Source organism: Leptospira haakeii, assembly GCF_002812045.1.
In the GTDB taxonomy this organism is placed as follows: Bacteria; Spirochaetota; Leptospiria; order Leptospirales; family Leptospiraceae; genus Leptospira_B; species Leptospira_B haakeii.
Window position 1 is genome coordinate 46,290 of sequence record NZ_NPEG01000004.1, and the last position, 25,484, is coordinate 71,773.

At 39.8% G+C, this 25,484-nt stretch carries 21 protein-coding genes; 13 read left to right on the forward strand and 8 right to left on the reverse strand.

The annotated features are described in order from the left end of the window. Positions 1-3 precede the first annotated feature (3 nt). The 5 genes from secD (at position 4) to CH377_RS09140 (ending at position 6,156) form a co-directional block, all read left to right on the forward strand. Positions 4-1,944 carry a protein translocase subunit SecD gene (gene secD, locus CH377_RS09120; RefSeq protein ID WP_100723511.1) on the forward strand — a complete coding sequence of 647 codons (1,941 nt, stop codon included), beginning with the start codon at positions 4-6 and terminating at the stop codon, positions 1,942-1,944. After that, the gene (secF, locus tag CH377_RS09125; protein WP_100723512.1) at positions 1,937-2,875 is read left to right on the forward strand and encodes a protein translocase subunit SecF; all 939 of its coding nucleotides are present in this window, start codon (positions 1,937-1,939) and stop codon (positions 2,873-2,875) included. Before secD ends, secF begins: the two co-directional genes overlap by 8 nt. Continuing rightward, positions 2,872-4,143 carry a bifunctional diaminohydroxyphosphoribosylaminopyrimidine deaminase/5-amino-6-(5-phosphoribosylamino)uracil reductase gene (locus CH377_RS09130; protein ID WP_100723513.1) on the forward strand — a complete coding sequence of 424 codons (1,272 nt, stop codon included), beginning with the start codon at positions 2,872-2,874 and terminating at the stop codon, positions 4,141-4,143. Before secF ends, CH377_RS09130 begins: the two co-directional genes overlap by 4 nt. Beyond that, positions 4,128-4,733, forward strand: a complete 606-nt coding sequence (locus CH377_RS09135) for a riboflavin synthase (protein ID WP_100723514.1) — start codon at positions 4,128-4,130, stop codon at positions 4,731-4,733. Before CH377_RS09130 ends, CH377_RS09135 begins: the two co-directional genes overlap by 16 nt. 217 nt (positions 4,734-4,950) lie before the next feature. Then, entirely contained in the window at positions 4,951-6,156 is a 1,206-nt protein-coding gene (locus CH377_RS09140; protein ID WP_100723515.1) for a bifunctional 3,4-dihydroxy-2-butanone-4-phosphate synthase/GTP cyclohydrolase II, read from the forward strand. On the opposite strand, the gene pdxH is transcribed toward CH377_RS09140, so the two are convergent. The 3 genes from pdxH to CH377_RS09155 are packed head-to-tail and all read right to left on the reverse strand — an operon-like array spanning position 6,153 to position 8,770. Continuing rightward, complete coding sequence (gene pdxH / locus CH377_RS09145) at positions 6,153-6,794, reverse strand: pyridoxamine 5'-phosphate oxidase (protein ID WP_100723516.1); 642 nt, start codon at positions 6,792-6,794, stop codon at positions 6,153-6,155. The two genes, CH377_RS09140 and pdxH, sit on opposite strands and share 4 nt — an antisense overlap. Before the next feature lie 5 nt (positions 6,795-6,799). Beyond that, entirely contained in the window at positions 6,800-7,645 is an 846-nt protein-coding gene (locus CH377_RS09150) for a prepilin peptidase (protein WP_100723517.1), read from the reverse strand. Between the two features lie 9 nt (positions 7,646-7,654). Then, on the reverse strand, positions 7,655-8,770 hold the full coding sequence (locus CH377_RS09155; RefSeq protein ID WP_100723518.1) for a pyridoxal phosphate-dependent aminotransferase: 1,116 nt from the start codon (positions 8,768-8,770) through the stop codon (positions 7,655-7,657). A gap of 328 nt (positions 8,771-9,098) precedes the next feature. Between CH377_RS09155 and CH377_RS09160 the strand changes: the two genes are divergently transcribed. From CH377_RS09160 to CH377_RS09190, 7 genes are all read left to right on the forward strand, one after another. Then, positions 9,099-12,128, forward strand: a complete 3,030-nt coding sequence (locus CH377_RS09160; RefSeq protein WP_100723519.1) for an AAA family ATPase — start codon at positions 9,099-9,101, stop codon at positions 12,126-12,128. 33 nt (positions 12,129-12,161) lie between these two features. After that, the gene (smpB, locus tag CH377_RS09165; RefSeq protein WP_086446672.1) at positions 12,162-12,644 is read left to right on the forward strand and encodes an SsrA-binding protein; all 483 of its coding nucleotides are present in this window, start codon (positions 12,162-12,164) and stop codon (positions 12,642-12,644) included. Beyond that, positions 12,645-14,024: a ribosome biogenesis GTPase Der gene (der, locus tag CH377_RS09170; protein ID WP_100723520.1), complete on the forward strand. Its 1,380-nt coding sequence runs from the start codon at positions 12,645-12,647 to the stop codon at positions 14,022-14,024. After that, a complete protein-coding gene (plsY, locus tag CH377_RS09175; RefSeq protein ID WP_100723521.1) occupies positions 14,021-14,653 on the forward strand; it encodes a glycerol-3-phosphate 1-O-acyltransferase PlsY in 633 nt (210 codons plus the stop codon). Before der ends, plsY begins: the two co-directional genes overlap by 4 nt. A gap of 79 nt (positions 14,654-14,732) precedes the next feature. Then, positions 14,733-15,419 (forward strand): hypothetical protein, encoded by a 687-nt coding sequence (locus CH377_RS09180; protein ID WP_100723522.1) that lies wholly within the window; start codon positions 14,733-14,735, stop codon positions 15,417-15,419. Between the two features lie 103 nt (positions 15,420-15,522). After that, entirely contained in the window at positions 15,523-15,735 is a 213-nt protein-coding gene (locus CH377_RS09185) for a hypothetical protein (protein ID WP_008592748.1), read from the forward strand. 113 nt (positions 15,736-15,848) lie between these two features. Then, the gene (locus CH377_RS09190; RefSeq protein WP_100723523.1) at positions 15,849-16,781 is read left to right on the forward strand and encodes a DMT family transporter; all 933 of its coding nucleotides are present in this window, start codon (positions 15,849-15,851) and stop codon (positions 16,779-16,781) included. On the opposite strand, the gene CH377_RS09195 is transcribed toward CH377_RS09190, so the two are convergent. The 5 genes from CH377_RS09195 to CH377_RS09215 all read right to left on the reverse strand — a co-directional run bounded on the left by CH377_RS09195 (position 16,778) and on the right by CH377_RS09215 (position 21,295). Then, positions 16,778-16,999, reverse strand: coding sequence for a hypothetical protein (locus tag CH377_RS09195; protein ID WP_100723524.1), 222 nt, complete (start codon positions 16,997-16,999; stop codon positions 16,778-16,780). The two genes, CH377_RS09190 and CH377_RS09195, sit on opposite strands and share 4 nt — an antisense overlap. 12 nt (positions 17,000-17,011) lie before the next feature. After that, positions 17,012-18,226: an EAL domain-containing protein gene (locus CH377_RS09200; RefSeq protein ID WP_100723525.1), complete on the reverse strand. Its 1,215-nt coding sequence runs from the start codon at positions 18,224-18,226 to the stop codon at positions 17,012-17,014. A gap of 120 nt (positions 18,227-18,346) precedes the next feature. Then, positions 18,347-18,532, reverse strand: coding sequence for a hypothetical protein (locus CH377_RS19595; protein ID WP_125172155.1), 186 nt, complete (start codon positions 18,530-18,532; stop codon positions 18,347-18,349). Positions 18,533-19,116: 584 nt separating this feature from the next. After that, positions 19,117-20,115: an outer membrane protein assembly factor BamD gene (locus tag CH377_RS09210; RefSeq protein WP_125172157.1), complete on the reverse strand. Its 999-nt coding sequence runs from the start codon at positions 20,113-20,115 to the stop codon at positions 19,117-19,119. An 85-nt stretch (positions 20,116-20,200) separates the two neighbouring features. After that, positions 20,201-21,295 (reverse strand): hypothetical protein, encoded by a 1,095-nt coding sequence (locus tag CH377_RS09215; RefSeq protein ID WP_100723528.1) that lies wholly within the window; start codon positions 21,293-21,295, stop codon positions 20,201-20,203. 508 nt (positions 21,296-21,803) lie between these two features. On the opposite strand from CH377_RS09215, the gene CH377_RS09220 reads away from it, so the two are divergent. Then, entirely contained in the window at positions 21,804-25,448 is a 3,645-nt protein-coding gene (locus CH377_RS09220; RefSeq protein ID WP_125172159.1) for a fibronectin type III domain-containing protein, read from the forward strand. Positions 25,449-25,484: the final 36 nt, after the last annotated feature.

The window sequence follows — 25,484 nt, forward strand, 5'->3', positions numbered from 1 at the left end:
AATTTGAAATCTGTCCAATGGATTTTTGTTCCAATATTGGTAGTAGCGTCTTCATTGACGCTTCTTTATCCAAACTTCGCCGAAAGGGAATTGGAACTCGCAGTAAGAAAAGAATTTAAAGAATTACCTGAAGAAACCCGCAAAGAAGTTCTTTCTAATTTTGCGGAAAGATGGAAAACCGATTATAACCCGAAAAGCGACTGGCAGATCGAACCTGATCCTAATGTTTTTCCGGATCAGGATTATTATCTAGTCAAAGGAAGATTTATCACTTCCGCGAAGATCAACCAACTTTCTCAGGAAAACCAAGAGCTGATCTTAGAGCCAAAAAATAAACTTAGACCAACTTGGGTAGAAGAGTATATTTTCGGTGGAAGACCCTTGGCGATTCGTCTTGGATTGGACTTACAAGGTGGAATGAGAGTCGTTTTGAAAGGTGATTTCGACGACTATACATCTAAATTAAAAGATTCTTATACAAAAGAAATCGAAGAGCTTACTCGTAAAAAAAGCGATGCTAGTCTTTCCGAAAAAGAAAGAAAAGAAGCTCAAGACAAACTGAAAGAGATCGAAAGTTATTTCGAATTAACTCCTAGCAGAAAACTTGCCGAGTTGGAAAAAGCGAAGTTGATCATCGACAACCGTCTGACCAACCAAAACTTGACTGAACCTCAGGTGCGTATCCAGAAGGACCAAGATTCTATCGAGGTTTCCTTACCAGGTGTGAGCAACTCATCTCAGATCCTAGACATTATCAGAAACACTGAAACTGTGGAATACAGATTGAGAGAGCCTTCTGATTCCAATGCAAATTCCAGGGGAACTTACCACGACGCGATTGAGTTAGAAGAAATGAAACTCATGAACGACGGCAGAAGGGAAGAAACCGAGATCGTAAAATTCCAGAATATCGTTAAACAGAAACTAGGAAAAGACGAGCAGGACAAATTCCTGGCAGCTATGGAGAAGAAGTATAATATACCCGAAAAGTATAAATTATACGTAAAATGGTCCAGAGCAAATAACCCTAAGGCGTCTTTACTTCCTAGAGAGTTTGTAGTTCTGGAAAGAGCTATCTCTCTCGATGGAAAAGATATGAGAAACGCTCGTGAGAGTTACGACCAAAATAGACTTTCTTATTACGTTTCCTTCTCCTTAACTTCTCAAGGTGCTGAGAAATTTTTTGATATTACTTCTAAAAACGTAGGAAGACAACTCGCGATCGTTTGGGGAGACAAAGTTATCTCTGATCCTGTAATTCGTAGTCCTATCGCAGGTGGTAACGCTCAGATCGACGGCGAATTCGGACAAAAAGAAGCTACAGACCTTGCAAACGTGATCAGTGAGGGTGCGCTTCCGATTCCGTTAAACGTTTTGGAAATGAGATTTATAGGTCCTACTTTAGGGATCGAGTCCATCGAAGTAGGATTAAAAGCGGTTCTTTTAGGCTTCGCCCTCGTGATCGTGTTCATGTTGATCATCTATAGGCTGTCCGGACTGGTTGCGGATATCGCACTTCTTGTGAACGTGATCGTGCTTATGGCACTTCTTTCCTTGATGGGATTCACTTTGACCTTACCTGGTTTTGCGGGGATCATCCTCACAGTAGGTATGGCGGTAGACGCTAACGTTATTATCTACGAAAGGATTAAGGAAGAATTGGCCTCCGGAAAACATGTGTCCGCCGCGGTTGCTCAAGGATTCGATAACGCTTTCTGGACGATTATGGACAGTAACGTGACCACTTTGATCTCGGGTATCTTGATGATCAAACTTGGAAACGGACCGATCAAAGGATTTGCGATCACTCTTTGTTGGGGTATCATCACTTCCCTGTTTACTTCCTTGTTCTTGAGTAGAATGATCATGGATCTATTGGTAAACAAATTTGGAGTTCGTAAACTCCGGATCGGATTCAAAAAACTGGAGTCCAAAAATGTTTGATTTTATAAAATATAAATACGTATCCATTTCTTTCTCTGCCATCCTGATAGCTGTCGGGTTTGGAGTTACCTTCGGAAAATACGGAGGATTCGCTACTTCTTTGGATTTCGACGGTGGTTTGAGAGCCGTTGTAGAATTCCCGGAAAATGTAGAACGTAAAAATTTGGAGGAATATTTCTCCGCAAAAAATTTAGAAGCTGTTTTGGTCCTAATGGATAAGGATAAAAACGATTACCAAATCGATATAGGTCTTGGTTCCGTTGACCAGATCAAACAACTTTATATAGAAAGAAAAGGTAAAGATAGTGTAGAAGCGCAACAAGCTTCTGCGATCGATGCATTGATTGGTCTTTTGCAAGAAGACTTTAAATTAGAAAAAAAGAAAATCCTTTCCGCGAATCAAGTAGGTTCCGTTGTAGGGGCTGAGTTAACTTCTACGGGGATTTCTCTATTGGGTTTAACTCTTTTCTTTATCATGATATATCTAAGCTTCCGTTTCCAATTCAAGTTCGCATTAGGGGCAATCTTAGCTCTAATTCATGACTTGGTGATCACGATCGCGTTTATCGGATTTTTCCAAATTAAACCGAGCGTTCCTATTATCGCTGCTCTTTTGACATTACTCGGATATTCAATCAACGATACGATTGTGGTATTCGATAGGATCCGCGAAAATGCTGGAAATCTTAGAGATACATTTTCTAAAGTGATTAACCTTTCGATCAACCAAACACTTTCTAGGACTTTCAATACTTCTGTTGCGACCTTGATTTCAGTAGTTGCGATCATCATTGGTGGAGCAGTGGAATTATACGATTTCGCTTATGTTCTTACTTTCGGGATTATACTCGGAACATTCTCCTCCGTGTTTATTGCAGCACCACTCGTAGATATCTATGATTCTCTGAGTAAGAGGTGGAAACGCTCTTGAGTGGTTTCCTCCCGGATCGAATTCGGGAGGAATTGACTCGCTATTCCTTTGTCTCCACCGGATATTCCAGTCCGAATCCTCCGGTGGCCTGCGTTTTAGAAGACGCAATCACCGGCGAAATTTTATCTTCTGCTTCCACGCAAAAGACCGGGGAAAATCACGCAGAAAGAGAAGCATATCGTTTGCTTCGAGAAAAATTCCCGGACGGAAAACTCCCCGACCATAATGCTTACGTTACCTTAGAGCCTTGCACTCATTTTGGTAAAACTCCTCCTTGTATTGATCTGTTCTTAAAAGAAAAGCCTGTTCGATTGGAATATGGATGGAAGGACCCGAATCCTTTGGTTTCTTCTCATTCGGGTTTGAATAAATTATCAGAGATCGGAGTTCAGGTTATCGAAAATGTCGAGTTAGCCGAAATCTCCTCTCAATTCTTGTTTGGTTTTAGATCTAGGATAGAAAAAAGAAGACCTGCTTTTTTACTCAAAACTTCTCTCAGCAAAGAAGGTTATTTCAGTTCAGGAGAAGGTCTCAGAGAGAAAATATCTTCTTCCGAATCGGATACATTCCTTTCTATCCTAAGAGCAAAGGTAGATGCGATCTTAGTCGGGCCGAATACCGTACGAGTAGACGATCCAGGTTTAGATTTTAGAGTACCTTCTTCTTTGCCAAAGATCGCAGCAAAAATTTTGAACGAAGCTGGAAATTTAAATACTGCTAGGAGTTCCTACAGAGGATTTTCGGGATTGGTCTCCAATGTTTTGGAATATTCTCCAAATCCTGAGGTCTTTCAGATCCATAAAGAAAAAGAGAAAGATTACCAGCCGCTTAGAATTTTCTTTTTACCGGATCAAAATTCGATCAGTCCAATTTTTTTGGAAAAACAAAACCTTCTCAACGAAAGGATTGGAAAAAAGAATTCTGCATTCTTTTTAGATGAGAAAAAATCTTATGATCCGAAATTCTTGAATATATTGGAAAGCCTTTCTAAGTTTCCATTGGAGAAGGTGAACTTCTTGGACATTTCCAAAATTTTAGAAGTTTTACATTCTTGGGAGATCAACACTGCACTCGTAGAAGGTGGAAATTTTCTATACAAACTATTTTCTTCCATACTTTCGGAAGACGATGCGATCTTACAAATCAGATCGAATGTTGTTTCTTTTACAAAAGGAATCTTGCCTGAATGGATGGAAAAATTTTCCATGGAATGGAAGGCAGAACTTGGTTCTGATCTTTGGGAGTTGGGAAGATGTTCACAGGATTAATAGAGACTACCGGAAAAATTGAATCCATCCAAGACACTGGGGACGGTAAAATATTTAAGGTAACCGCCGTTTGGAAAGATCCGGATCTAAAAAATGGGGACTCTATTTCGGTCAACGGAGCCTGTCACACAGTTACTTCCTTCCAAGAGAGCGGAAACAAATTCGAATTTTATTCTTCTTACAAAACTTTAGAACTCACCAATTTCGGCAGTTTCCAAGTAGGGACAAAGATCAATTTAGAAAGATCAGTCCAACCGCATACAAGAATGGGAGGTCATTTTGTTACCGGGCATGTGGATCTAACAGGTACCATTCTTCTTTCTGAAGAAAAAGATTCCGGAAAAGTAAGAAGATTCATAATTTCTCATGATCCAACATTTACCAAATATTTCGCGGTCCGGGGTAGCGTGACTGTGGACGGAATTTCTCTCACAATTGTGGATTCCAAACCCGGTGAATTCGAATTGGTTTTGATCCCGGAAACTCTTATTGTCACCAACGCTTCCGAAGCTTGGAAGGTCGGAGCCAAGGTAAATTTAGAAGTAGACCTAATCGCAAGATACCTAGAACAACTCGGTACATATAAATAAGGGTTTCGCACGGAGAACACAGAGTTTACGGAGAGAAAGAGTTGGAGTTGGGGCTTTCCAGCTTTACCCCTCGGTGCTCTCCGTGGCCTCTGCGCGAAACTTCTTCTTATTCCCCAAGCGGTATCCTTGGTTCGAATTACCAACTATCAGTCTCACTTTTCCGAGTTGGCCAGGATTTATCATGGAAAAAAAACAGTCCAAGAAATGAGGTGGAATCATGATCGGCTCCATTGAACAGGCAATCGAAGATATAAAAGCGGGGAAGATGATCATTCTCGTGGATTCCGAAGATCGGGAAAACGAGGGGGATCTGGTTTGTGCCGCCCAATTCACTGACAAAGAAAAGGTGAATTTTATGGCCACTTACGGGAGGGGCCTAATTTGTTTTCCTATGGAGGGAGACAGACTTAGACAATTAGGTCTGAACAGAATGGTGGACGACCTAAGTTTGGGAGATAAACACGGGACCGCATTCACAGTTTCCGTAGACGCTAAAAATGGAACGACTACTGGGATTTCTGCCCAGGACAGAGCGACTACAATCCAAGTACTTATAGATCCTAAAACCACTCCAGGTGACTTGATGAAACCAGGTCATTTATTTCCTTTACAAGCGGTTTCGGGCGGAGTTCTCAGAAGAGCGGGTCATACGGAAGCATCTGTAGATCTTTCCAAACTTGCAGGACTTTATCCTGCGGCAGTGATCTGCGAGATCATGAACGACGATGGAACCATGTCCCGTCTTCCTGATCTTGAAAAATTCGCAGAAAAACACGGACTTAATATTTACACGATCGAAGATCTGATCCGTTACAGAAGGAAAAAAGAAAATCTAATTCATTTAGAAGTGGAGACAACTCTTCCTACCGAGTATGGAGATTTTTCTGTTAGGGCTTATTCTACCATCATTGACGATAAAGTCCATGTTGCATTAGTGAAAGGTAAAATTGATAAGAACGAACCTATAATGGTCCGCGTACATTCCGAGTGTTTTACCGGGGATATTTTCGGAAGCGGCCGTTGTGATTGTGGACCTCAACTCCATTCGGCTCTTTCTATGATTGCTCAAGAAGGGAAGGGAATTCTTCTCTATATGAGACAAGAAGGTAGAGGGATAGGCCTTATCAATAAACTCAAAGCTTATAATATGCAGGACCAAGGTTTGGATACTGTAGAGGCTAACGAGAAGTTAGGATTTGCTCCTGACCTTCGGGAATACGGAGTGGGCGCTCAGATCCTGAAAGATATAGGTGTAGGTAAAATGAAACTGCTTACGAATAACCCTCGTAAGATCGTAGGCTTAGAAGGTTATGGTCTGGAAGTTACGGATCGAGTTCCTATAGAGATCAAACCTACTGGGAATAACCACCATTATCTATTCACTAAAAAAATGAGAATGGGGCATTTATTAGGACTAAACTAAGGTTGTAGTCTGGTTTTTACCCAAGAGCCGCTTTCTTTTCGGAATAAGATCCGATCATGTAAGCGGCTTCTTCGTCCCTGCCAAAATTCTATTTCAAAAGCTTCTAATATATATCCTCCCCAGTTTTCCGGTAGAGGAACAGTTTTACCTTCGTATTTTAATTTCAGTTCTTCATAATGTTTATCTAAAATAGATCTGTCGTCTACCGGATCACTTTGGGAAGAAGCGAGGGCACCTATTTGGCTTGCGAACGGTCTGGAGTGAAAATATTCTTCCGAATTTTTTCTGGAGACCTTGGAGATCTTTCCTCTGATACGGACCTGTCTTTCTAATTCTGCCCAAAAAAATACAAGGCATGCATTCGGATTTGAATCCAATTCTTTTCCCTTGGCGCTTGTATAATTAGTATAAAATTGGAATCCGTCTTTATCGATCCCTTTGAGTAGAACGATCCTTGCGTCTGGCATTCCGTCTTTACGAACGGTCGCCAATGTCATCGCAGTAGGTTCTCTTACTTCTGAATGGACTGCTTGATCAAACCAGGTCTTAAAAAAATCGATAGGGGAATCGCCGATATCTTTTTCATCCAGAGAGGCTTTACTGTATTCGTTACGGATATCAGAGATCTTATTTTCCATATTTCTTATAGAATGAGATCTGCCCAGTTAGGAAGTAAACCTGAATTTGAAAGCATTCTACCCAGAAATGTCAATACCAGTCCGATCGAAAAATAAACTCCCATCGGGATCGGGACTTGTCTTAAACTTTCTCCTTTTTTTCTTTTCAGGATTGTGATAATGATCGCGATCCCATACGAAGAATTTAAAAAGAAGATCCACCAAGGGTGCATGCTTAAAAATGCGAATGTTGGAGCGAATATCGCGTCCGCAAATCCCATACTCGCAGGAAATATAAAATAAATTAAGAAGAATACGGCAGAAAAGGAAACATAAACGATCAACTCCGCTTTTCCAGGAACAGAATCGAATAAAAGATAATTTGCCAATGCCCCAAACAGAATGATAAAAGGCAAATTTTCATAATCCAAGGAGAACTTCTTAAAGTCGGTGCTTGCAGCGACTAGTAGATGCCCGCATAAGGCTACAAATGCAAAACTTCCGAGTAATTTTCCGGAAAGAAGAAAGGAGACTACGAATAATAATCCGAATACTACCTCACATAGAGAATACAATGGATTGATTGGAGTTTTACAGTTCCCACATTCTTTTTTGGAGATCCAATATCCGAATACTGGAATGATCGAAGCGCCTTTTATTTGGGTTCCACAGGATTCGCAGGCAGAAGGTTCTATTAAGATTTTCTTAAGTCTGAAAAGTTTAGAACCAATCTTTCTTTCTTTTCCGTAATAGAATCTGAGGATTCTATAGGCTAGGGTAGAATAAAAACTTCCCATAGAAAAGGAGACTAAAACGCCTCCAATCCATATGAAAAGGATCAAATATGGGAATTCGGAATAGTACTCCGCCAAAATTTTCTCTTAAGAAGCCAGTTCTTTTAATGCCTGGATCCCTCGTTTCAGATTCTCCCATTCGGAAGCAAAGCTGATACGGATATATTCTTTCGAATCTACGAATATATAACCAGGCACTAGGATCAGGCCTTTTTCTTTTACTGCTTTTACGATAAAATCATCATCCTTCTCCTTTATTTTTAAGAAGAAGTAAAACGCACCCCCGCTTTTTTTTAGCTGGTAATGGTCTTTTAGGTTTTCGTAAACATAATCCCTTTTTTCCTTATAGTCATCTATATAAGGTTGCATATCGGTTTTAAGTGCTTCTATCCCCATCCATTGGGTCACGGAAGGTGCGCAAACTAATGTGTATTGTTGTAAGGTAGTTAAAGTTTTTATGATAGGAGCAGGAGCAACTATAGATGCTAATCTAAGTCCTGTCATACTATATGTTTTGGAAAACCCGGAGAGAGTTATCGCTTTTTCGTAAAAGGATCCAACGGATAAGAAAGACTTATCATAATCGAACTTCTCGTAGATCTCATCCGAGATCAAATAAGCTCCCGTTTTTTCTGCGAGTTCCGCAAGTGCAGTTAATTGTTTTTTAGTTAAAACGGTCCCAGTCGGATTGGAAGGAGTGGAGAAGATAATGATCTTCAACTTCTTGTCTTTGAATACATTCAGATCTTCCGGCTGAAAATCTTCCGAAATTGTGTTCATCTTCCCGCCATAAATTTTGATATAAGCGGGATACATCAAGAAGTGAGGAGTTACTACAAGGCACTCATCTCCTTCGTTCAAAAGAGAATTGAAAAGTAATAAGAATGCAGAGCTGATCCCTGAAGTAACTAAAAGACGGTCCGGACTTGCATAATCGATCCCGTTTTCTTGTTTGTATTTTTGGGAGAGAGCTTCTTTCAGTTCGGGAATTCCTGCCGTTAATGTATAAGCAGTTTTTCCGTCGCGTAAAGCTTTGACTCCAGCTTCTACAATATTTGGAGGACAAGGAAAATGAGGTTGTCCAATAGAAAGGTTGATCGGGTCTTTTAAGGTCCCGGCAAGTTCGAATGCTTTTCGGATGGCTGAGGAATCCAAACCTTGGATTCTTTGCGCTAGTACATAATCAAGGGTACTCTGGCTCATATAAATACGCTAATGTGAAACCCGTCCCGCGAACAAACGGAAATTGGTTTAGAAGAGTATTTTTTTTCGCAGAGAGGCCACTAAGTTTTAGAGAGATTCAGAGTTCGGTTCACACAAAGACACAAAGGCACAAAGTAGCGTGGTGTTGGAGTTCCTACATTGTTCCAAATTTTCAAACCTCCGTGGCTTCGTGACTCTGTGTGAAAGGAACTCCGAGGCTCTTCTACCTCTGCGTCTCTGTGTGTAACAGTTGGAGTTCCCAACCAATCGTTCTCAGAAATAACGAAATGAGATTGCCTCGGAATTCCGCTTTCCGGATCTTGGGGACATGGATACAATTTCAATCGCTGGCATCAAAGTACCTAAGTCTAAATTAGGAAATAATTCCGGCTCTCTCGGTTCCGATTTAGTGGAAACGGATTCCACAGTTAGGAATTTACAAAATATCCTGTATCCTCTTCTGGAATCTCGTCCAGTGCTACTTGTAGGAGATGCCGGGGTGGGTAAAAACGCACTTATCTATTATATTAACTTCAAAAGAAATCATCCTACTGCAAGATTTAGTTTTAACGAAGATACTCTTCCGGAAGATCTGATCGGTTCTTATCGTTTACTTTTGGATGGAAAAGGTTTCGCTTGGGGAGATGGCCCCTTAACTTCTGCAGTTAGAAGTGGCGCAAGTTTTGTGGCGGATGAGATGAACCTTTGCCCACCTCATATCATCAAACGTTTTTCCACAGTTTATGAATCCAATTATTTGGAACTGATCGAAGGTGATGGAACTCGTATCCATGGTGCAGAAGGTTTTAATTTTATTGGAACCCAAAACCCCTCCGAAGGATTCGAGGGACGTAAGCCTCTTCCTTTCGATATCACCAGATATTATTCTACTGTATTTATAGATCCTCATACTCCTGACGAGATCCTGTTCATTTTGGGAAAATTATATCCGAATATGAACACTGATATTCTCAAATCCTGTATCCGTATTTCCCTAGAGACCGAGACCAAAGTGGTTTCGGGTAATTTAGGAAAAGGTGATTTAGAAAAATATCACTTCAATATCCGAAATCTTAAAAAACTTTGTAATCGTATCCTTGCTTTAAAGGCGGACCAGCCCGAGCTTAGATTTAGGGAATTATGGAATTTTTATGTAGAACCATTCCGCAAAGAAGAAGATCGTAATTCTCAAATTGAACTTCTACTTAAAGAAACTGGGCTTAAGGCCAAACCGAATCTTCCTGAGCCTAAGTTCGAAGTGCATAAAGGATCCTTATTTTGTAACGATAAGGAAATTCATGTAACGAATGAGAATACTGCAAAAGAAATTCTTTCTTCCGTTCCAATGCCTTTGAAACTAAGAGAGTTTGCCGAGAAGGTTTACTCTGCAGTTCAATTCAAAGAAAACGTTTTGATAGAATATTCGGAAGAGCAAGATCCTCAGCTCATTCTACCTTTATTTACTGAGATTAGCGGTGTTCCTTTGGAGGCAGTTCATCTTTGTAAAGGGATCCATACTGCTGATATTATTGGTGCATTAAAACCGATCGCAGGTTCCCAAGTAGGTTGGGTGGACGGCCCACTTACTAAGGGTATTAGAGAAGGTGGAAATATCCTGATCACAAACCTGGAAGCGGCAGGTGCGGAATTAGTAGAAAAACTGAATATGCTTACGGATGATGCAAGAGCACTTGTTCTTCCTCCTGAAAGTTCTGAAGATATGCCACTTTCTTTAAAGGAAGATTCTCGTATCTTCGCACTTAAATTATTCAGAAAGACCAAGTCTACTCCTACAATTTCCAGAGCATTCCGTAACAGGTTTACTTCAGTTCTGTTTCCGGAATTAGAAGATAATGCGACATTGCAGGAAATTTTAAACTTCTATCTGCCTGAAGGAGGCCTTGTTTCTAAAATGGCGGAGTTCCATATCAAGATTAAGGATCTTTCCAAAAAAAGAACGATCGGTTCTGCGAATTTAATGCCTTATACATTCGGGCTTTCTAATCTTCTACAATGGAAGGATCATATCCTACGTTATGCAGATGAATCTCTCGGAAAAGATGGTCTGCGTGAGATCGCTTTTAGAGGTGGAAAGATCGCTTACTCTAACCAGGTTTCAGATCCTGGAGAAAGAAAAGAGTTGGAGAGAATTTTAGAATTCTCTTTATCAGGGATCGAGATTGTATCGGACTTCTTCCAAACCTTGGAGGATAAGAAAAAAAAAACTCTGACCCCTTCTACCGAAATCGAAAAGAAACGCTGGTGGGATCCTGAATTACATAAGAGAGAACCTCTTACTGGAAAAGCAGAACTCAAAAACTCAGGAAGAGAATTAAGAGAAGGCCTGGAGATCAATACTCCTGAAACAGGTGGCCAAAGAAAAGAAGGGCCTGACGCCTGGTACGGACAAGAGACCAGAGGAAACATGGGCCAAGGTGAACCCGCGGGTGGAGGTGGTGCCTGGGGTTATCGCACCGAAGAATTATACAAAGCATTCTTAGCAAAACGTAGGATACTTTGGGAATATACAATCCAAACAAGTATCAAAGAATTTAAGGAAGTGTTCGGACGCAGTTTGGAAGAAGTGGAACTGAATCTGGAAAGACTTTTTGATCCGGAAATAGACATCAACCGGATGTATAGAAGTGAAGGTTCCAGGATCGACACTCGAAAATATATCTCATTTCTCTCCGGAAAAGGGGACTCTAAGGTATTCGATAAGACTACGATAGATAAGGACGAAGAAAAACTAAAAGGTGTAGAAGTCGCCTTCCTGGTTTCCAAGTCCCGTAGGATCTTCAACTTCGAATATTCTGTCGCTACATTATCCGCAATGCTCTCCAGTGCTCATATCCTGGATGAACATGACGTAAACTTCTCCGTAACAGCTTATTCGGATAGAATGAACCGAAAAGACAGGATCGATTTGGTTCAAGTGAAACGAATGGACGAATACTTTGATTCCAAAAAGGAAGAGGAGATGTTCGATTCTCTTCGATCGGACTGGCAAGGGGATTCGATTGAAGAATACCAACTCTTAGAACAGATAGAATCCTACTTTTCCCCGGAGGCCCAGACGAAAATACTGGTTATGATTTCGGACTTTAGGGGACAAAGGGGTAAAACGGAGATCGAACAAGAGATCCAATCCCGAGACAATAAACGTCTAAAGGCGGAGATCCTTAAACATTCGAATAAAAATTACGTGTTTTTGGGTGTGGGACTGGGACGCAGATATATTGCGGAGCATTTATTTCCGGATTCTATCCAAATCACTTCCGAAAACTTTTATAATATGCCGAATTTAATCGGAGCAGAACTGGGAAGATTGATCCTAACTCACCATTCTTCCCGATAACGGCAAGCGCGGGTATCTCCGCGCCTGGGAACTATGGCAACGAAGAAGGAAAAAGACAATAGCCCTCAACCTCTGGTAAATAAAAAAGCCAAGTTTAACTTCGAATTGATCTCATTCATCGAAGCAGGCATAGTTTTGTCCGGATCAGAAGTTAAAAGTCTCCGAGAAAAAAAAGCAAACCTCACTGATGCATTTGCTAAGATAAAAAACGGAGAAGTTTACTTGGATAGTTTTTCTATCACTCCATACAAGAACGGAGGATATTCCAATCACCCGGATATCAGACCACGTAAACTTCTACTGAATAGAAAAGAGATAGATAAGTTAGATAAACAGATCAAAGAAAAAGGATTGGTGCTCGTCGCAACTAAAGTATATTTCAAGGATAACCGTTGGGCTAAGGTAGAGTTAGCATTAGGAAAACCTAAAAAACTCTATGATAAACGGGAAGATATGAAAAAAAGCGACGCAAAACTGGAAATCGCGAGAGCGATGAAGACCAAGAATTACTCCTAAATGTCCTCTAAAAAAAGAGTTCCGATTATAAGTATCGTAGGACGCCAGAATGTTGGTAAGTCCACATTATTCAACGCACTTCTCAAAAAGAAATTAGCGATCACAGAAGATTATCCTGGTGTGACACGTGACGTTCTTCGTGCTCGTGTTTTAAATCCGGAGAAGGGACTGGATTTTATCCTGGCCGATACTCCAGGTCTGGATATAGAAAGACCTGAAAGTTTGGAAGAAGCAGTTCTTGAAAATGCTTTCAGACAAGTTGCAGAATCCGACCTTGTAGTTTTTCTTTTAGATCTGCACGAGGTCACTTCTTACGATTCCAGGCTTATTGATAAATTCAGAAAGGATCCTGAGCTAACTCAGATCCCAGTATTATACTGCGTGAACAAAGTGGATCATCCGGAAGATGAAGAAGATCTGGATTCTTTTTATAAGATGGGTTTGTCGGAAATCCTACCGATTTCTGCTATAGGAAGAAGAAACCTTCCTCTTCTTTTAGAAAAAATTGCATTCTTACTTCCAACTGCAAAAAGAAGACTCCAGACTTCTGAAGAAGGCGAAACTACCTCTACAGCTAGTGCTGAAGACTTCAGTCTTGCAATCGTAGGAAAACCAAACGCAGGAAAATCCAGTTTATTAAATGCACTTTGTGGATATGATAGAGCAGTTGTGAGCGAGGTTGCCGGAACTACTCGAGACTCAGTAGATACAACTGTTACATTTGAGGGCAAAAAGATCCGTATCACAGATACTGCTGGTATCCGCAGAAAATCGGATAAGGCAGAAGCCTTGGAATTTTATTCTTACCAAAGAACAAAAAGAACCATCCAGAATTCTGATGTTGTCATTCATCTTTTGGATGCGCTTAAAGGTTTCGGGGAATTCGATAAAAAGATCGTAGGAATGCTCCAAGAAGAAGGAAAACCATTCTTACTCGCCGTAAATAAATGGGACGCAATAGAAGATAAGGATAATGATTCCTTTAAAAATTACCAAGAACGTTTATATTCCAGATTCCCTCTTTTAAAAGAAATACAGATCATCACCTTAAGTGCTAAAGAAAAACAGAGGATCCATAAGATGATGGAAATGACCATCGATCTTGCGTCCCGTTCTAAGAAAAAAATCTCTACCTCAGAATTAAACCAATCTCTTAGGGCATGGATGGCGGAAGCAGGTAGGTCCTTCTCCGCAAATAAACCTCCTAAGATGTTGTATTGTACACAAGTTTCTGTTTCTCCGTTCCATCTCATCTTATTCGTGAATCATGTGGATTATTTCAAATCCAATCTAATAACATTTATAAAGAAGAAGCTGACAGAGAAATATAATCTGAAAGGGATCCCGATCCGTTTAGAATTGAGATCTGATAGAAAATGAACGAATTATATATACTCTTCTTACCTGGCTCTTTTCTTATAGGCTCAATTCCTTTTGGGTTTTTGGCCGCTAAATTTAAAGGAATAGATATCAGACAAAAAGGAAGCGGTAATATCGGTGCAACCAATGTAACCCGTATGCTTGGATGGAAGATCGGACTTCCGGTTTTACTTTTAGACATTGCTAAAGGTGCGGTTTTCCCATTTACGATCCGATTGATCTACGGGGAATCCCAAGAGTTACTTTCCCTTTTTTGCGGAGTCGTAGCAGTCCTCGGTCATATGTTTTCTCCCTTTTTAAAATTTAAAGGCGGGAAGGGCGTTGCCACAAGCTTCGGAGTATTTGCAGTGCTTGCACCAGGGCCGACTCTTATTACCTTAATCGTATTCTTAAGTTTGAAAAAGATTTTCGGCTTCGTATCGATTGGATCAATCGGTGGAGCAATCACTTTACCTATTTCGTATTATCTACTTTCTTTAATAGACGGTAAAAGTTTTAATACTCCCATTTTTTGGGCAATTGTATGTATCAGTTCTACGATCTTGATTTTACATAGGACTAATTTGATCCGATTGATCAAAGGCCAAGAGTTTGCTTCCGATAAAGAGAAGTATAAAAACCAAGAATAAACTTTTTCTAAAATTCCGAAAGATCAGTTTTAGGCTTGAATTTGGAGCTGAGCCGATCTAAAAATCTCCCTTAAGGTTTATGATTCACAAGGAGATAGACGAAAACCGTACCAGAGAAGAGAAGATCGAGAGTCTGAATCGATTCTTGCAAGCTCACCCTTTGGCAGAGATCCAAGACCTGTACAAATGGCTCTATTACGGGGAATTCGGAGAGATCGCTATCCAGGAATTTTATACCGAAAAAAAGAACGCTCCTGCTCTTCACTCCATGTTAGAAGAGTTAAGATTCGACGGTGATAATAATATCTCTCCCGAAAATGTTTGGGAACCTCTCGGTTTTTCCCAAAGATACCTGATGATCTATCTTACTCCATATTATAATATGGAATATCCTTTGATGAGGATCGTAAATCTGATCCAAAGATCATCCGCATTCCAAGGATATCGAATGAGATTCAAGCTGGATTGGATTTTACTCAAGGACGAGATCGTATCTCGAAATATTGGATTCTCAAAACAAGACTTTATCAATTTTGAAGATAGGATCCAATTCCACCAATTGCCCGAATTGGACTTCTCAGATACATTCAAACAAAATTATCCTGCTGCAAAAAGGATTATAGCAGGTAAATTGTTCTTCGAATATTTTCCCGAGTTCATAGGAGAGCCAAGAGGATTCACATTACTCGAGGACGAGGCAGGTTCTTCTATCCCGGAAGAGGAAGAAGAGATGTCCTATCCTCGCTGGGAAGGTGAGGCCCTGTAGGGGCTCCTACAAACGCGGCTAAAGACGCCATTTTCTTCCGAAATTTCTTTCTTTACAAAACTTACCGAATGGTCTAAATTTTGTAAAAATAGGATTCGCAGTTATGTTACAAGAAATCAATGCAGCCGGAAGCAATAACCGAGCAGCCCAACAATTCTCCCAATCCGAATTCACTATCCGTAATATGCCGGATCGTCTTCATCCGCTTAGCAACATGGATACTGTTGTTACAGCACCGAAGAGTCTCGCCAAGGTAGGCGTAAATACCGATGATCAAATTACTCGCAGGGGTTATCTAATCGATCTAAATGCATGATCTTTCAGATACAGACTAAAGTCGAAAGGAAAACCCGGCACTAAGGCCGGGTTTTTTATTATACTCCTCTTCAAAGATAGAACAAAAAAACTGGTAATGAGGCAGAACTAGGAATGTTCCAAAATCAATCTATAAAATTCTTTATCCTACTCGTGATTGCTATGGTGAGCTGGGGATTCGCTTGGCCTTCTGCAAAATCAATCGTGGGGACAGAACCTCCGATCGTAATTGTGTTCTGGAGATTTTTAGCCACAGCACTTTCTTTAGTTCCAGTATTGATCTTGAGAAAAGAATCCATTGCCTTACCTGATAAAAAAGGATTACTACAAGTTGCGATAGGCGCTGTATTATATACAATATACAATCAATTCTTCCTATTAGGACTTAGCCAAGGTTTGGCCGGAGCCGGTGGAGTATTGGTTACTACAATGAATCCGATCTTCACTTATATTTTGGTTCATACATTCCAAAGAAAACTTCCTTCCGGAAAAGAATTTATAGGTTTATTGATAGGGTTAACGGGCGGGTTCTTGCTCTTGAAAATTTGGGAAGGAGATTGGACTCTACTCTTCCAATCAGGGAATGTTTACTTTCTACTCTGTGCATTTAGTTGGGCAATTCTAAGTATGAATAGCCATAGCACGGGGCAAAGAATGTCTCCGATGGTGTACAGCTTTTACGTGTTCAGTATCGGAACGGTGCTGGATCTATTTCTTGCATTCCCATATGATCTAGGCGGAGTAATGGATAATAATTGGAATTTCTGGGTCCAACTACTTTATCTTTCCGTAATATCTACGACTTTCGGGACCACTGTATATTTTTATGCATCCAGTAGATTGGGATCCAGAACTGCGAGTTCCTTTATATTCTTAGTTCCTGTGACCGCACTTTTGGGGAGTTGGATCTTTTTGGGAGAAGAACCTAAATTGAGTACATTGCTCGGTGGAATATTTGCGATCTCCTCTGTGGTCATACTGAATAGAACTCAGGGAAAAAAAGAAGAAGTTTTATCAACAGAAGAAGAACTAGACGTTCCGAATTAACCCCAGTTACTTTTATAAAAATGTCTGCCTTTAGGAGCCACCTGGAAACCTTCCGGGTGCTCCACTATCAGACTCGCCTCTTTCAAATCTTCTAAATGAGGTCTCAGATTCCATTCGGTAAGAGAAGTGTTCAGTTCTAAATCCCGTATAGTAAGAAATCCTCCTTCGGAAGATGCCCTATAAATATCTTGCAGGATTTGATTTTCAATACCACTCATTGAAACCGTTTTTTAGTACAGGCGAGGAGCGGTCACGTCTAAAAATACATAAGCGCCAGATCCCACTTCTCTGCTAAAAACGATCAGATCTTTTACCGCATCGCTATCAAAATATCGTTCGCTCATTCCCCAATCATCAGGCTTTCTCATAGAATCTCTAAGTTGCCTATAAAAATAAGGAAGATAAGACCAATTTTTACCGATCCCATGGCTTGTTTCCCTGAATGAATCCTCACCGGTTCTCATATAATAGGGAGATAATTGAGTTCCTTTAGAATCAGTGATATAAACCCTATGGATCTCTTTAGAAGATTGGAAAACGGTATAAGCATCGATCAGATATCGATTAGCTATTTGTAATATAGGGAAAGGGTTCAGAAGTTCCCCTAAAGTCAGTCTGATCTTATTCTCAAAACTCAACTCTTGTTTAAGTGCTTCCATCTTTTTTTGATGAAAAAATTTCACCATTTCTTTGATAGATAAAGAAGGTTCCTTGCCCGTAGAAAGTTCTGCCCCAGGTCTTAAAAGTAAAAATCCCTGCAAGAATCTGGCTCCACCTTCTAAGGCGAAGTATAATTCTTCCTGGGTTTCTAGACCTTCATATAGAACAGAAGCTCCTAAGGAGAATGCAAGATCTCGTATATGTTCTAATACTTTTCGGACCGATGGAGAACGAGAAGATGCTCTGATTAATCTTAGATCTAATTTTAAAAAGTCCGGACGGAGAAGTCCTACTCTTTCTATACCGGAAGCCTCCGATCCTAAATCGTCCAATGCGATCTTAAATCCGTACGCGCGGAGAAGGTCCACTGCAATTCTTAATGAGTCTAGACTTCCCGAAAATTCCTCTTCAGTGACTTCTAAAATAATACGATTCGGCTCTATTCCATATTCTCTGGCTAAACGTAATAATCTAAAGGAATCAATTCTTTCATTCTCCAATTCCCTATAAAGTCGATTTGGGGAAATGTTCAGAAATAATTTGGATTGGTCCGGATGAATTTTAAGTTTTTCTAATGCTTTTCTCCAGAGGCCTTCTTCTAAATCCCCTAATTCAGAATCCGAAAGACCGGTTTCGGCAGAGAATAAATAACCGGCAGAAACAATACCATCTGCAGTTTTTTTGCGAGCCAAAACCTCGTGAGCGAAAATTTGCCCATCTTCTACTGACAAGATCGGCTGAAAGAAAGGTAAAATCTCAGTTTCTTTACCGATTACTTGCTCCATATTCGTTATATCGAATGAAGCATTTGTTATATCAAATGGAATCTGTTGTCGAATGCTATTTTGACTAGAAATTGTTTAATATAATTAAATATATTTAATATAAGTAAAGTTTGGATCCAATCATGGGCTTGGCGCAGTATTATAGTGAAGAGAATATTCTATGATCTCGGTAAATACTTTTTCATCGGAGATCGCAAAAGTGGGACCCCAAAAAATAAAAGGCCATCCGAACCAATGTTTGATTTCAGTTGAAGGGATATGTATTTGTTCGACTCGATTTTTTAGATCTGTTCTTGAAATTTCCATATTCCATTCTTCCTTAAAAAATCCGGGAAACACTAAAAGAGAAAAGGAAGATAGATATAAGGACCAATGTATTTTACGAGGAAACCCACCGATTTTGACGGTTAGCGTGGAGGAATAATTTTGGTCGTCTGACGGGTCCGGTGAATTGTAAAAACAATTCAAATTTTTTTTGGCCTTACATAACTCCGTTGAAATGTTTGAGATTTGTTCTATAAACCATTTCTTTCTAGGTGGGTAATACTTAAATACGGAACTTACTTCGCTTCCGGCTGCAAAATCTGCCGGCATCCAGTCCTTTATCCAAGATTTGCAACTGTTTGTATTACCATTACAATTCGGAGATTTATCTTCCTTCTTACAAAGCTCTATACATCGATCTCCTGCTAAGAAAACCTGCAGTCTCACTGGCTTTATCGAATCGATTTGAATCTGTTTCGGGGTTGTAGGTAAGGACGTCATGGATCTATAAATACATCCATAACTAGAAAATATGATGGTAAGAAAAAAAAGGGATCGAATTACCATGATGCTTATTCTATATAATTCGAATCCCTTTCTTTTTGCTATTAAGATTAAATACCGATTTAATTCGGTTTTTTATTTTTTCCTTTTGGCACTATGAGTTGTATATCCTGATTTTCGGTTTCTATTATTTTCTCCGGTTCAGGGAAAGCGTTCCGGAATTCGCCTATTTGTTTTTCATTATATCTGTCTGCGGCATTGATCACCCGATATAAATGATCTTCTTGCTCTCTATTAAAATGAATTGAATTCGTTGTAGCGAAATCGTCCCCCATAAAATCGACAAAAAAGAGACCCGCAAAGAAATCTGCTATTTCTGTATAATGGAGTTCTACTTCGGCTCCGATCAAAACAAATCCTACTTTACCGCCGTTACTCCAATAGTCCCGATAATTTATATAAAGAGGATTGTTTGGCATATGTACGAAGAAACCGTTCCAAGTACCTGCATAGGCTCTTCTTCCAGTTCCTATCCTTCTTCCATGAATTGCAGCTCCCCCGAAACCTAAAAATGCATATTCGGCGGAAGATTCTTCCGAAATTCCTAGGTTTCTTTTTTGCGACCAACCGAAGGATACAGTTCTTCCTGCGTATAAAGTTGTTTGGATCGCGCGGGTATTCCAGCTACTTACACCGATTTGAGGGCCGACAGATATATTTAAACTAAATATATCTAATAAATCTAATAGACGATCTGGAATGTACCAGGCTAGTCTCTCGAAAAAGCCACTCTCTTCGGGAGATCTTTTGGAAAAGCCTTGACCGAGTGCATTATCATATTTGGTCCTTCTTTGCCAAACTTCAGGTAATTTTTCCCAGAGAATTTCCGCTTTCGCATTTTCCGGATACATCCTAAAGACTGCTCGCAAGGATTCCGAAGCTTCTCCATATTTTTTTTCTTGGATGAGACGTTCCGCGTCGTTTAATAAATATTTAACGGATTCATTTACTTCCTTATACGCCGGGGCAGATGCGCAATTTAGGACCGAGACATTTAAACAAAATAATATTAGCATTCCAAAATATATTTTAAAGTAAGATAATTTTTTTTCGAGACTCATCTTGTTCTCTTTCTCCTGGAATTTTGGGAAACTTTCCGGCAATTCATTAAATTTTCTTGGTTCCAAAATTTATACGACTCCGTTCTTAATATTTGTATCCGAATTCGATTCCGAATTGAGATCTTGTGTCTCTGGAATTCGGGAAAGGACCCATAGGCGGAGACGCTAAAGCCCATATAAGCAGAGAGATATCGTTTGTTGAAAGTATGCTCGAGGAGGATGGTACGTCAGCATCCTTAACTTTTTGTGTAGAATCTTGGTATGCGAATGAGACCCTAAAAAAGGAAATTTCGTTAATATAATACTTATATCCTAAGGCAGCTCGAAATCCTTCTAATTCACTTTTTACGAGCCCGGTTGCTTTGGAAGCAATTGGTAAATATGTTCCCAAAGATGTTATGGTCATAGAGAGATATTGGTTTTCATACTTGGAATCGTTTCCGAAACTTTTAAAATATTCGAAACCGAAATCGAAGCTCGATAATGGGGATAGATTGAGTTTATAATTCAATCCGATCACTGCATTTCCAAAAGTTTCCGACAATTTGATCTTCTCTTGGTCTATGGCATCTATTCCGGAATAGGGTGCTCCGTTGGAAACTCCGACATACGGATAAGGTTTTGAAGAAGTGCTGAATGTATTTCCATAGGCTTCTATACCTATACGAAAAGCAAAATTCTCTAAATATTTGTTTGAGGAGTTTTCGAAAAAGAAAAAATCCGTCAAAAAAGCAACCCTGGATGTAATCAGCTTATTATTTGAATAAGTTTTGAAAGACATATCGGTTATACTTACAGGAGAACCGGAAAACGGCTGAAAATTTAAGGTTGCTAAGTCGTTTAGGTGATTGCTTCCGGAGTGTAAGTTTGCATAGGACATGAAATAATTTGTCCTAATAAAATTGCTATGTCTAATATCTGTTTCCCATTCTATTCCCTGTCCCTGGAAATTTGAAATATTAGGTTTTACGAATTCGTTTGAGCCTGAATTTACTTGGTTCATTGCCCTGATATTTATAAGACTCATCGCATTATTTGCTGTAGCCGAGTTTACCGAAACGTTTGTAATCCTAATTTTAGAAAGAGTGTAGCCTTCCACCGTTTGATCCGTGTCTTTAGAATATACAGAAGAATTTAGTAAAAATACGCAAAGTAAGATCCAACAATTAATATATCTCAAAAGAAATACCTCGACTTGCTTTATCAAAAGCGAATGACGTTTGGGTTAATTAGGATTAAATTCAGAACCCGGTTTTTATCTCAATTATTTATGTAAAAAGTAATGCAAAAAAATTGAATATGCTCCCGCCTATTGCGATTTATGCGCACTTAAACTTAGGATCTATAATATCTATAGGTTTGGTTTATCTCAAACGGGGTATGCGGATTTACAGAGTTTAATAAAGTTTAAATGAAAAATTTGCAGGATATTCGCGAGCTTCCTTCGAAAAAAGACAAGTTATGTGTCTGTTTTTATTATCCAATTTATAGAATATAAAAAAAGATTTATGAAAAGATCTGGAGCATTCATGAAAATTCGATCGTTATGCCTATTGTTAATCGGAACTTTTTCGATTTCTTGTTCGGGAGCATGGGATTTATTTAAGAAAGAAGATAAATTTCCTCTTCCAATACTCGCAAGTTTCGCGCCCTCTGTGCAATTGCCTGAGGAGATAAATTCAAGTAGTTTGAGAATTTCGGAAAGACCTCAGAGTGAGACTCCTACTTTGATAGGAAAAAATTCCGTACCGATCGGTAATGTACATGATATTTATCTGGAATTCAAAGATAAGAATGGGGATTTGATTTCGACTTTAGGTAAAAGATTTCATTTTAAAAAAGCTGCCACGCTAAAATATAAGGTGGATCGAAATACACTTCGCAGCTCAGGCCTTTCCGAAGAATTTGCGATATTCTACCAAGATCATGTAACAAAAAAATGGATACTAGTACCCGGTCATGTTTGGGATGCGGAAACTTCCACAATAACCGTTACTACAGATCATTTTACTCCTTTCATTTTGACCGCAATGCCCTTAGCAAGCCCCTCCGGTCTTCCTGTTCCGCCAGCTTGTATCGCTGCGGATAGCTCTAGCTTGGATCTCCAAGGTGTTTTAGATGATAGTTCAGTATCTCAAGCTAAATTTAGTTTAATCGGAGAAGGTTTTCAATATTATCAAGACCGTGTTTATACAGTTAAGACGAACGAGGGAGCTTTTAGAGAATTAGGTTTCGAAGGAGCACTCGGAATATCAACCTGCCAGGGCGGGGCAGGAGGTTGTGGAAGCGCGGCAATTCACAAAAATTTCCAAGGAAATGAATATATATCCTTCAACGCGCCCAAGAATCTTGAAGTATATATATTGTATGATACTAGAGGAGGTGCAACTCCTTCGGATACTTCTCAGGATGCGGATTGGCTTAATTCAGATTATATTCTTTTAAATGGAAAATATGTATTTACTACGGACACAGGATTGGATCCGGATCTTGTTCCTGGTGCTTCCGGGTATAAAGTATATAAGAGTAATAGAATATACTTGGCGGGAGAAAGAGTGGTACTTCCCGGCAATAAAAGGGGGACTATAGCCGGAGGAATTCAATCTACATACTGGGTGATCATCAAACCGGCTGGGTCGCAAGGGTTCTTATCTCCTGCTTCTTCCTTATGTTCTATTCCTCCTGCGAATATTCCTCCTTCTGTAACAGGTTTAAAAGTTTTTCCAGGTAGCGACAGGATTTTATTACATTGGGATAATCCACAAGACCCTGCTTTAAAGAACGTATTGATTCGTCGTTCTCAAACTCTGGCGCCAGCAAGTTTAGGAGCGGGAAATGCACCTGGGGGCTCGGAGCTTACAACGGAATCCTATTTGGATACCGGACTTTCTCCTAATACTACTTACTATTATTCCGTTTTTGCTTTGAATGAAGATGGCGTTTATAATGGAGTCGCGAGTATCTCAACAAGTACCGGAACGGATACTGATGGAGATGGATTATCGGATTTGGCAGAAGTTAGTTTTGATTTGAGCCAATACTTTCAATCGGGGGCTTCTTATTTTAGTAATCCTAACTCCGCAGATACTGATGGGGATGGTGTTTCCGATGGAGATGAGATTACTGCGGGAGAGGATCCTGCAAATCCGGATAGAACTCCACCAAATCTTATTGTTATAAAGAAAGAATCTGCAATTGGTTTAGAATACCAAAACAGCCATGTGGATATATTGCTGGAGGAAACTGCGACTCCTGAAGTTGTTAAATATTTTACCCAAGAAGCCACTCAGGATAAGCCCTTTACTGCGGTGCCTAATCCACCACATCCGTTTTCTAATTTATGGACTTTTCAGAAACCTACATACATTACAAGTGAGCCTAATAGAAAGGCTAAGTATTTTGTCGTTTGGGGTAAGGACAAAGCGGGGAATATTAGTCCATTAGCAGGCGATAGTTTTATTTTCGCAAAAGATGTATTAGATCCCGATTTGGTTTTCGTTCGGAACAAGTCCGTCGGCGAGATAAATATTTTATCTATTTCTCCATCTGACGGAAAAATTTCAATCCGGCAGAAGATAGTGGGGAATTATGATTCGATGGCCTTTTCTCCAAAAGAAAAAGATTATCTTTTCTTGAATCGAACGAATACTGCCCCATCTACGGATAGTTTAGAAATTTGGAAATACGATATATTTTCCGGGCAATACAGTTTACAGATTTCTTATCCTAGAACTGCGCCTTCCGTATCACATAAATCCGCGATAGATGTATCCGTGGATGGAAAAAAATTATACTTAATAACTGATCTTGGGCCTGAAGCTGGTGCTACTACATATATTGAATATAACTTTAACTCTTCCACTGGCGTATTAGCTGAAGCACAAAGAAAGGGAATGGGTAGCATAAAGCCAGATCAAATTCGCGTGGATTCCACAGGTAGGGAATTATTTATGCTGGCTGCTGCGGGGCTTTATAGGCTGTTGATTCCGGAGCTAATCGCTGAAGGAACTTCAAATGCAAGGTATACGGACAATGAAACATATCTATCTTCTTATATTCAAGATATGAAATATTTCGGCCATTATGAAGATCCAGTATTCCATATTTACGCAGACGCTTCGGATCCTGTTTCCGGGCAATTAAGAATGTTTCGTGATAAAGGAAATTTGAAAGAAAGGGCGAAAGTTGTTGATGTTCCGGCAGGATATAGAGCAAGAGCGGTTACAATGGCCGCTACTGAAAATGATCCGAATTCCTCTTTGAAAAAATTTTTTGTATTAACAAAGGCAAGTATGCCAGTTGAAAATAGGATCGTTAGAAGAACTCAAAGTACAATTCTGAGCGAGTTCACGTTATCCGAATTAGATGTGTCTTGGATAGATGTAGATCCTGGATACAGATTTCTTTATGCGGCAACCCAGACTGGGGACTTTTTGACCTATGCGATTCTGCAAGGGCAAAATGGTGCTCCGAAATTTGTGCTGAAAGATAGGATAAACATAACTTCTTCCTTTGGTTTGAGTATAGAAGCGATTCATAAGATGAATAGGGCCCAATTAAGTTTTATACCATCTTACGGAAAAATTCGTCGTCTCAGAACTTTACCAGGACAGTCATTTTTTGAGGGCGCAGGTTTTTATCCTTCGGGTGAACAAATAGGATTTGCATTCATAGTAAATTCTCCAACCTGGGCAGGTTGTCCAGGTATTACTCCAGTACAGAATTTTACTAGCACTGCTCAATATGCTTCTGGGCTTCCGTTTCCAAATGATACTGCGACAACTCCGGTAAGTTTTAGTTACCAAAACGGGATGCCTATATTTCAATTTTTTGCTCCAGTTAAGCCTGGAAATACTAGAGTAAACGTTGAGCTTGCGGAAACTTATCCAGGTTGTATTACTCCTCCGGTATATTTTGGCGGGACTCAATATACGATTGCCCTTGACGATTTTAAGATTCGTACTTTAAAGATGGTCGAAGTTCCCGTACAAAGCGTGGATACTTCTTGGGGGGTAACAACTCCTTATTCACCTTATCCTCAACAACCTCCGGCTCCGTCAGATTCCGTTGGTTCCGAATATATTTCGTATGAAGCTAAGTTCCAATATTATGATGTAAGAGGAAATTTCAATCGAGCTTATTATGTGTTCTGGGCTGGCATTTTGTTTCCTACCGGAAATTGTTTTCGCTCTGGAGTTACTGAGGCAGAAGGGCAAGCTCAGTGTGAGGCAGAGAATAATTGGCCTTGGCGTATAGATAGTTTTGAAATTTACTACAATAGGTTCTATTATAAGGGATTTTACACTTACTCTCTACCGTATACCGGTCCTTGATTCGTACTACTTCCCTCGCTACATTAAATAAGCGGG

Bases quoted from the DNA above. Each gene is read 5' to 3' on its own strand.
- secF (WP_100723512.1), top strand. From the start codon at position 1,937: ATGTTTGATTTTATAAAATATAAATACGTATCCATTTCTTTCTCTGCC.
- CH377_RS09135 (WP_100723514.1), top strand. From the start codon at position 4,128: ATGTTCACAGGATTAATAGAGACTACCGGAAAAATTGAATCCATCCAA.
- CH377_RS09140 (WP_100723515.1), top strand. From the start codon at position 4,951: ATGATCGGCTCCATTGAACAGGCAATCGAAGATATAAAAGCGGGGAAG.
- pdxH (WP_100723516.1), bottom strand. From the start codon at position 6,794: ATGGAAAATAAGATCTCTGATATCCGTAACGAATACAGTAAAGCCTCT.
- CH377_RS09155 (WP_100723518.1), bottom strand. From the start codon at position 8,770: ATGAGCCAGAGTACCCTTGATTATGTACTAGCGCAAAGAATCCAAGGT.
- CH377_RS09160 (WP_100723519.1), top strand. From the start codon at position 9,099: ATGGATACAATTTCAATCGCTGGCATCAAAGTACCTAAGTCTAAATTA.
- smpB (WP_086446672.1), top strand. From the start codon at position 12,162: ATGGCAACGAAGAAGGAAAAAGACAATAGCCCTCAACCTCTGGTAAAT.
- der (WP_100723520.1), top strand. From the start codon at position 12,645: ATGTCCTCTAAAAAAAGAGTTCCGATTATAAGTATCGTAGGACGCCAG.
- plsY (WP_100723521.1), top strand. From the start codon at position 14,021: ATGAACGAATTATATATACTCTTCTTACCTGGCTCTTTTCTTATAGGC.
- CH377_RS09180 (WP_100723522.1), top strand. From the start codon at position 14,733: ATGATTCACAAGGAGATAGACGAAAACCGTACCAGAGAAGAGAAGATC.
- CH377_RS09185 (WP_008592748.1), top strand. From the start codon at position 15,523: ATGTTACAAGAAATCAATGCAGCCGGAAGCAATAACCGAGCAGCCCAA.
- CH377_RS09190 (WP_100723523.1), top strand. From the start codon at position 15,849: ATGTTCCAAAATCAATCTATAAAATTCTTTATCCTACTCGTGATTGCT.
- CH377_RS09195 (WP_100723524.1), bottom strand. From the start codon at position 16,999: ATGAGTGGTATTGAAAATCAAATCCTGCAAGATATTTATAGGGCATCT.
- CH377_RS09200 (WP_100723525.1), bottom strand. From the start codon at position 18,226: ATGGAGCAAGTAATCGGTAAAGAAACTGAGATTTTACCTTTCTTTCAG.
- CH377_RS19595 (WP_125172155.1), bottom strand. From the start codon at position 18,532: ATGGAAATTTCAAGAACAGATCTAAAAAATCGAGTCGAACAAATACAT.
- CH377_RS09210 (WP_125172157.1), bottom strand. From the start codon at position 20,115: ATGAGTCTCGAAAAAAAATTATCTTACTTTAAAATATATTTTGGAATG.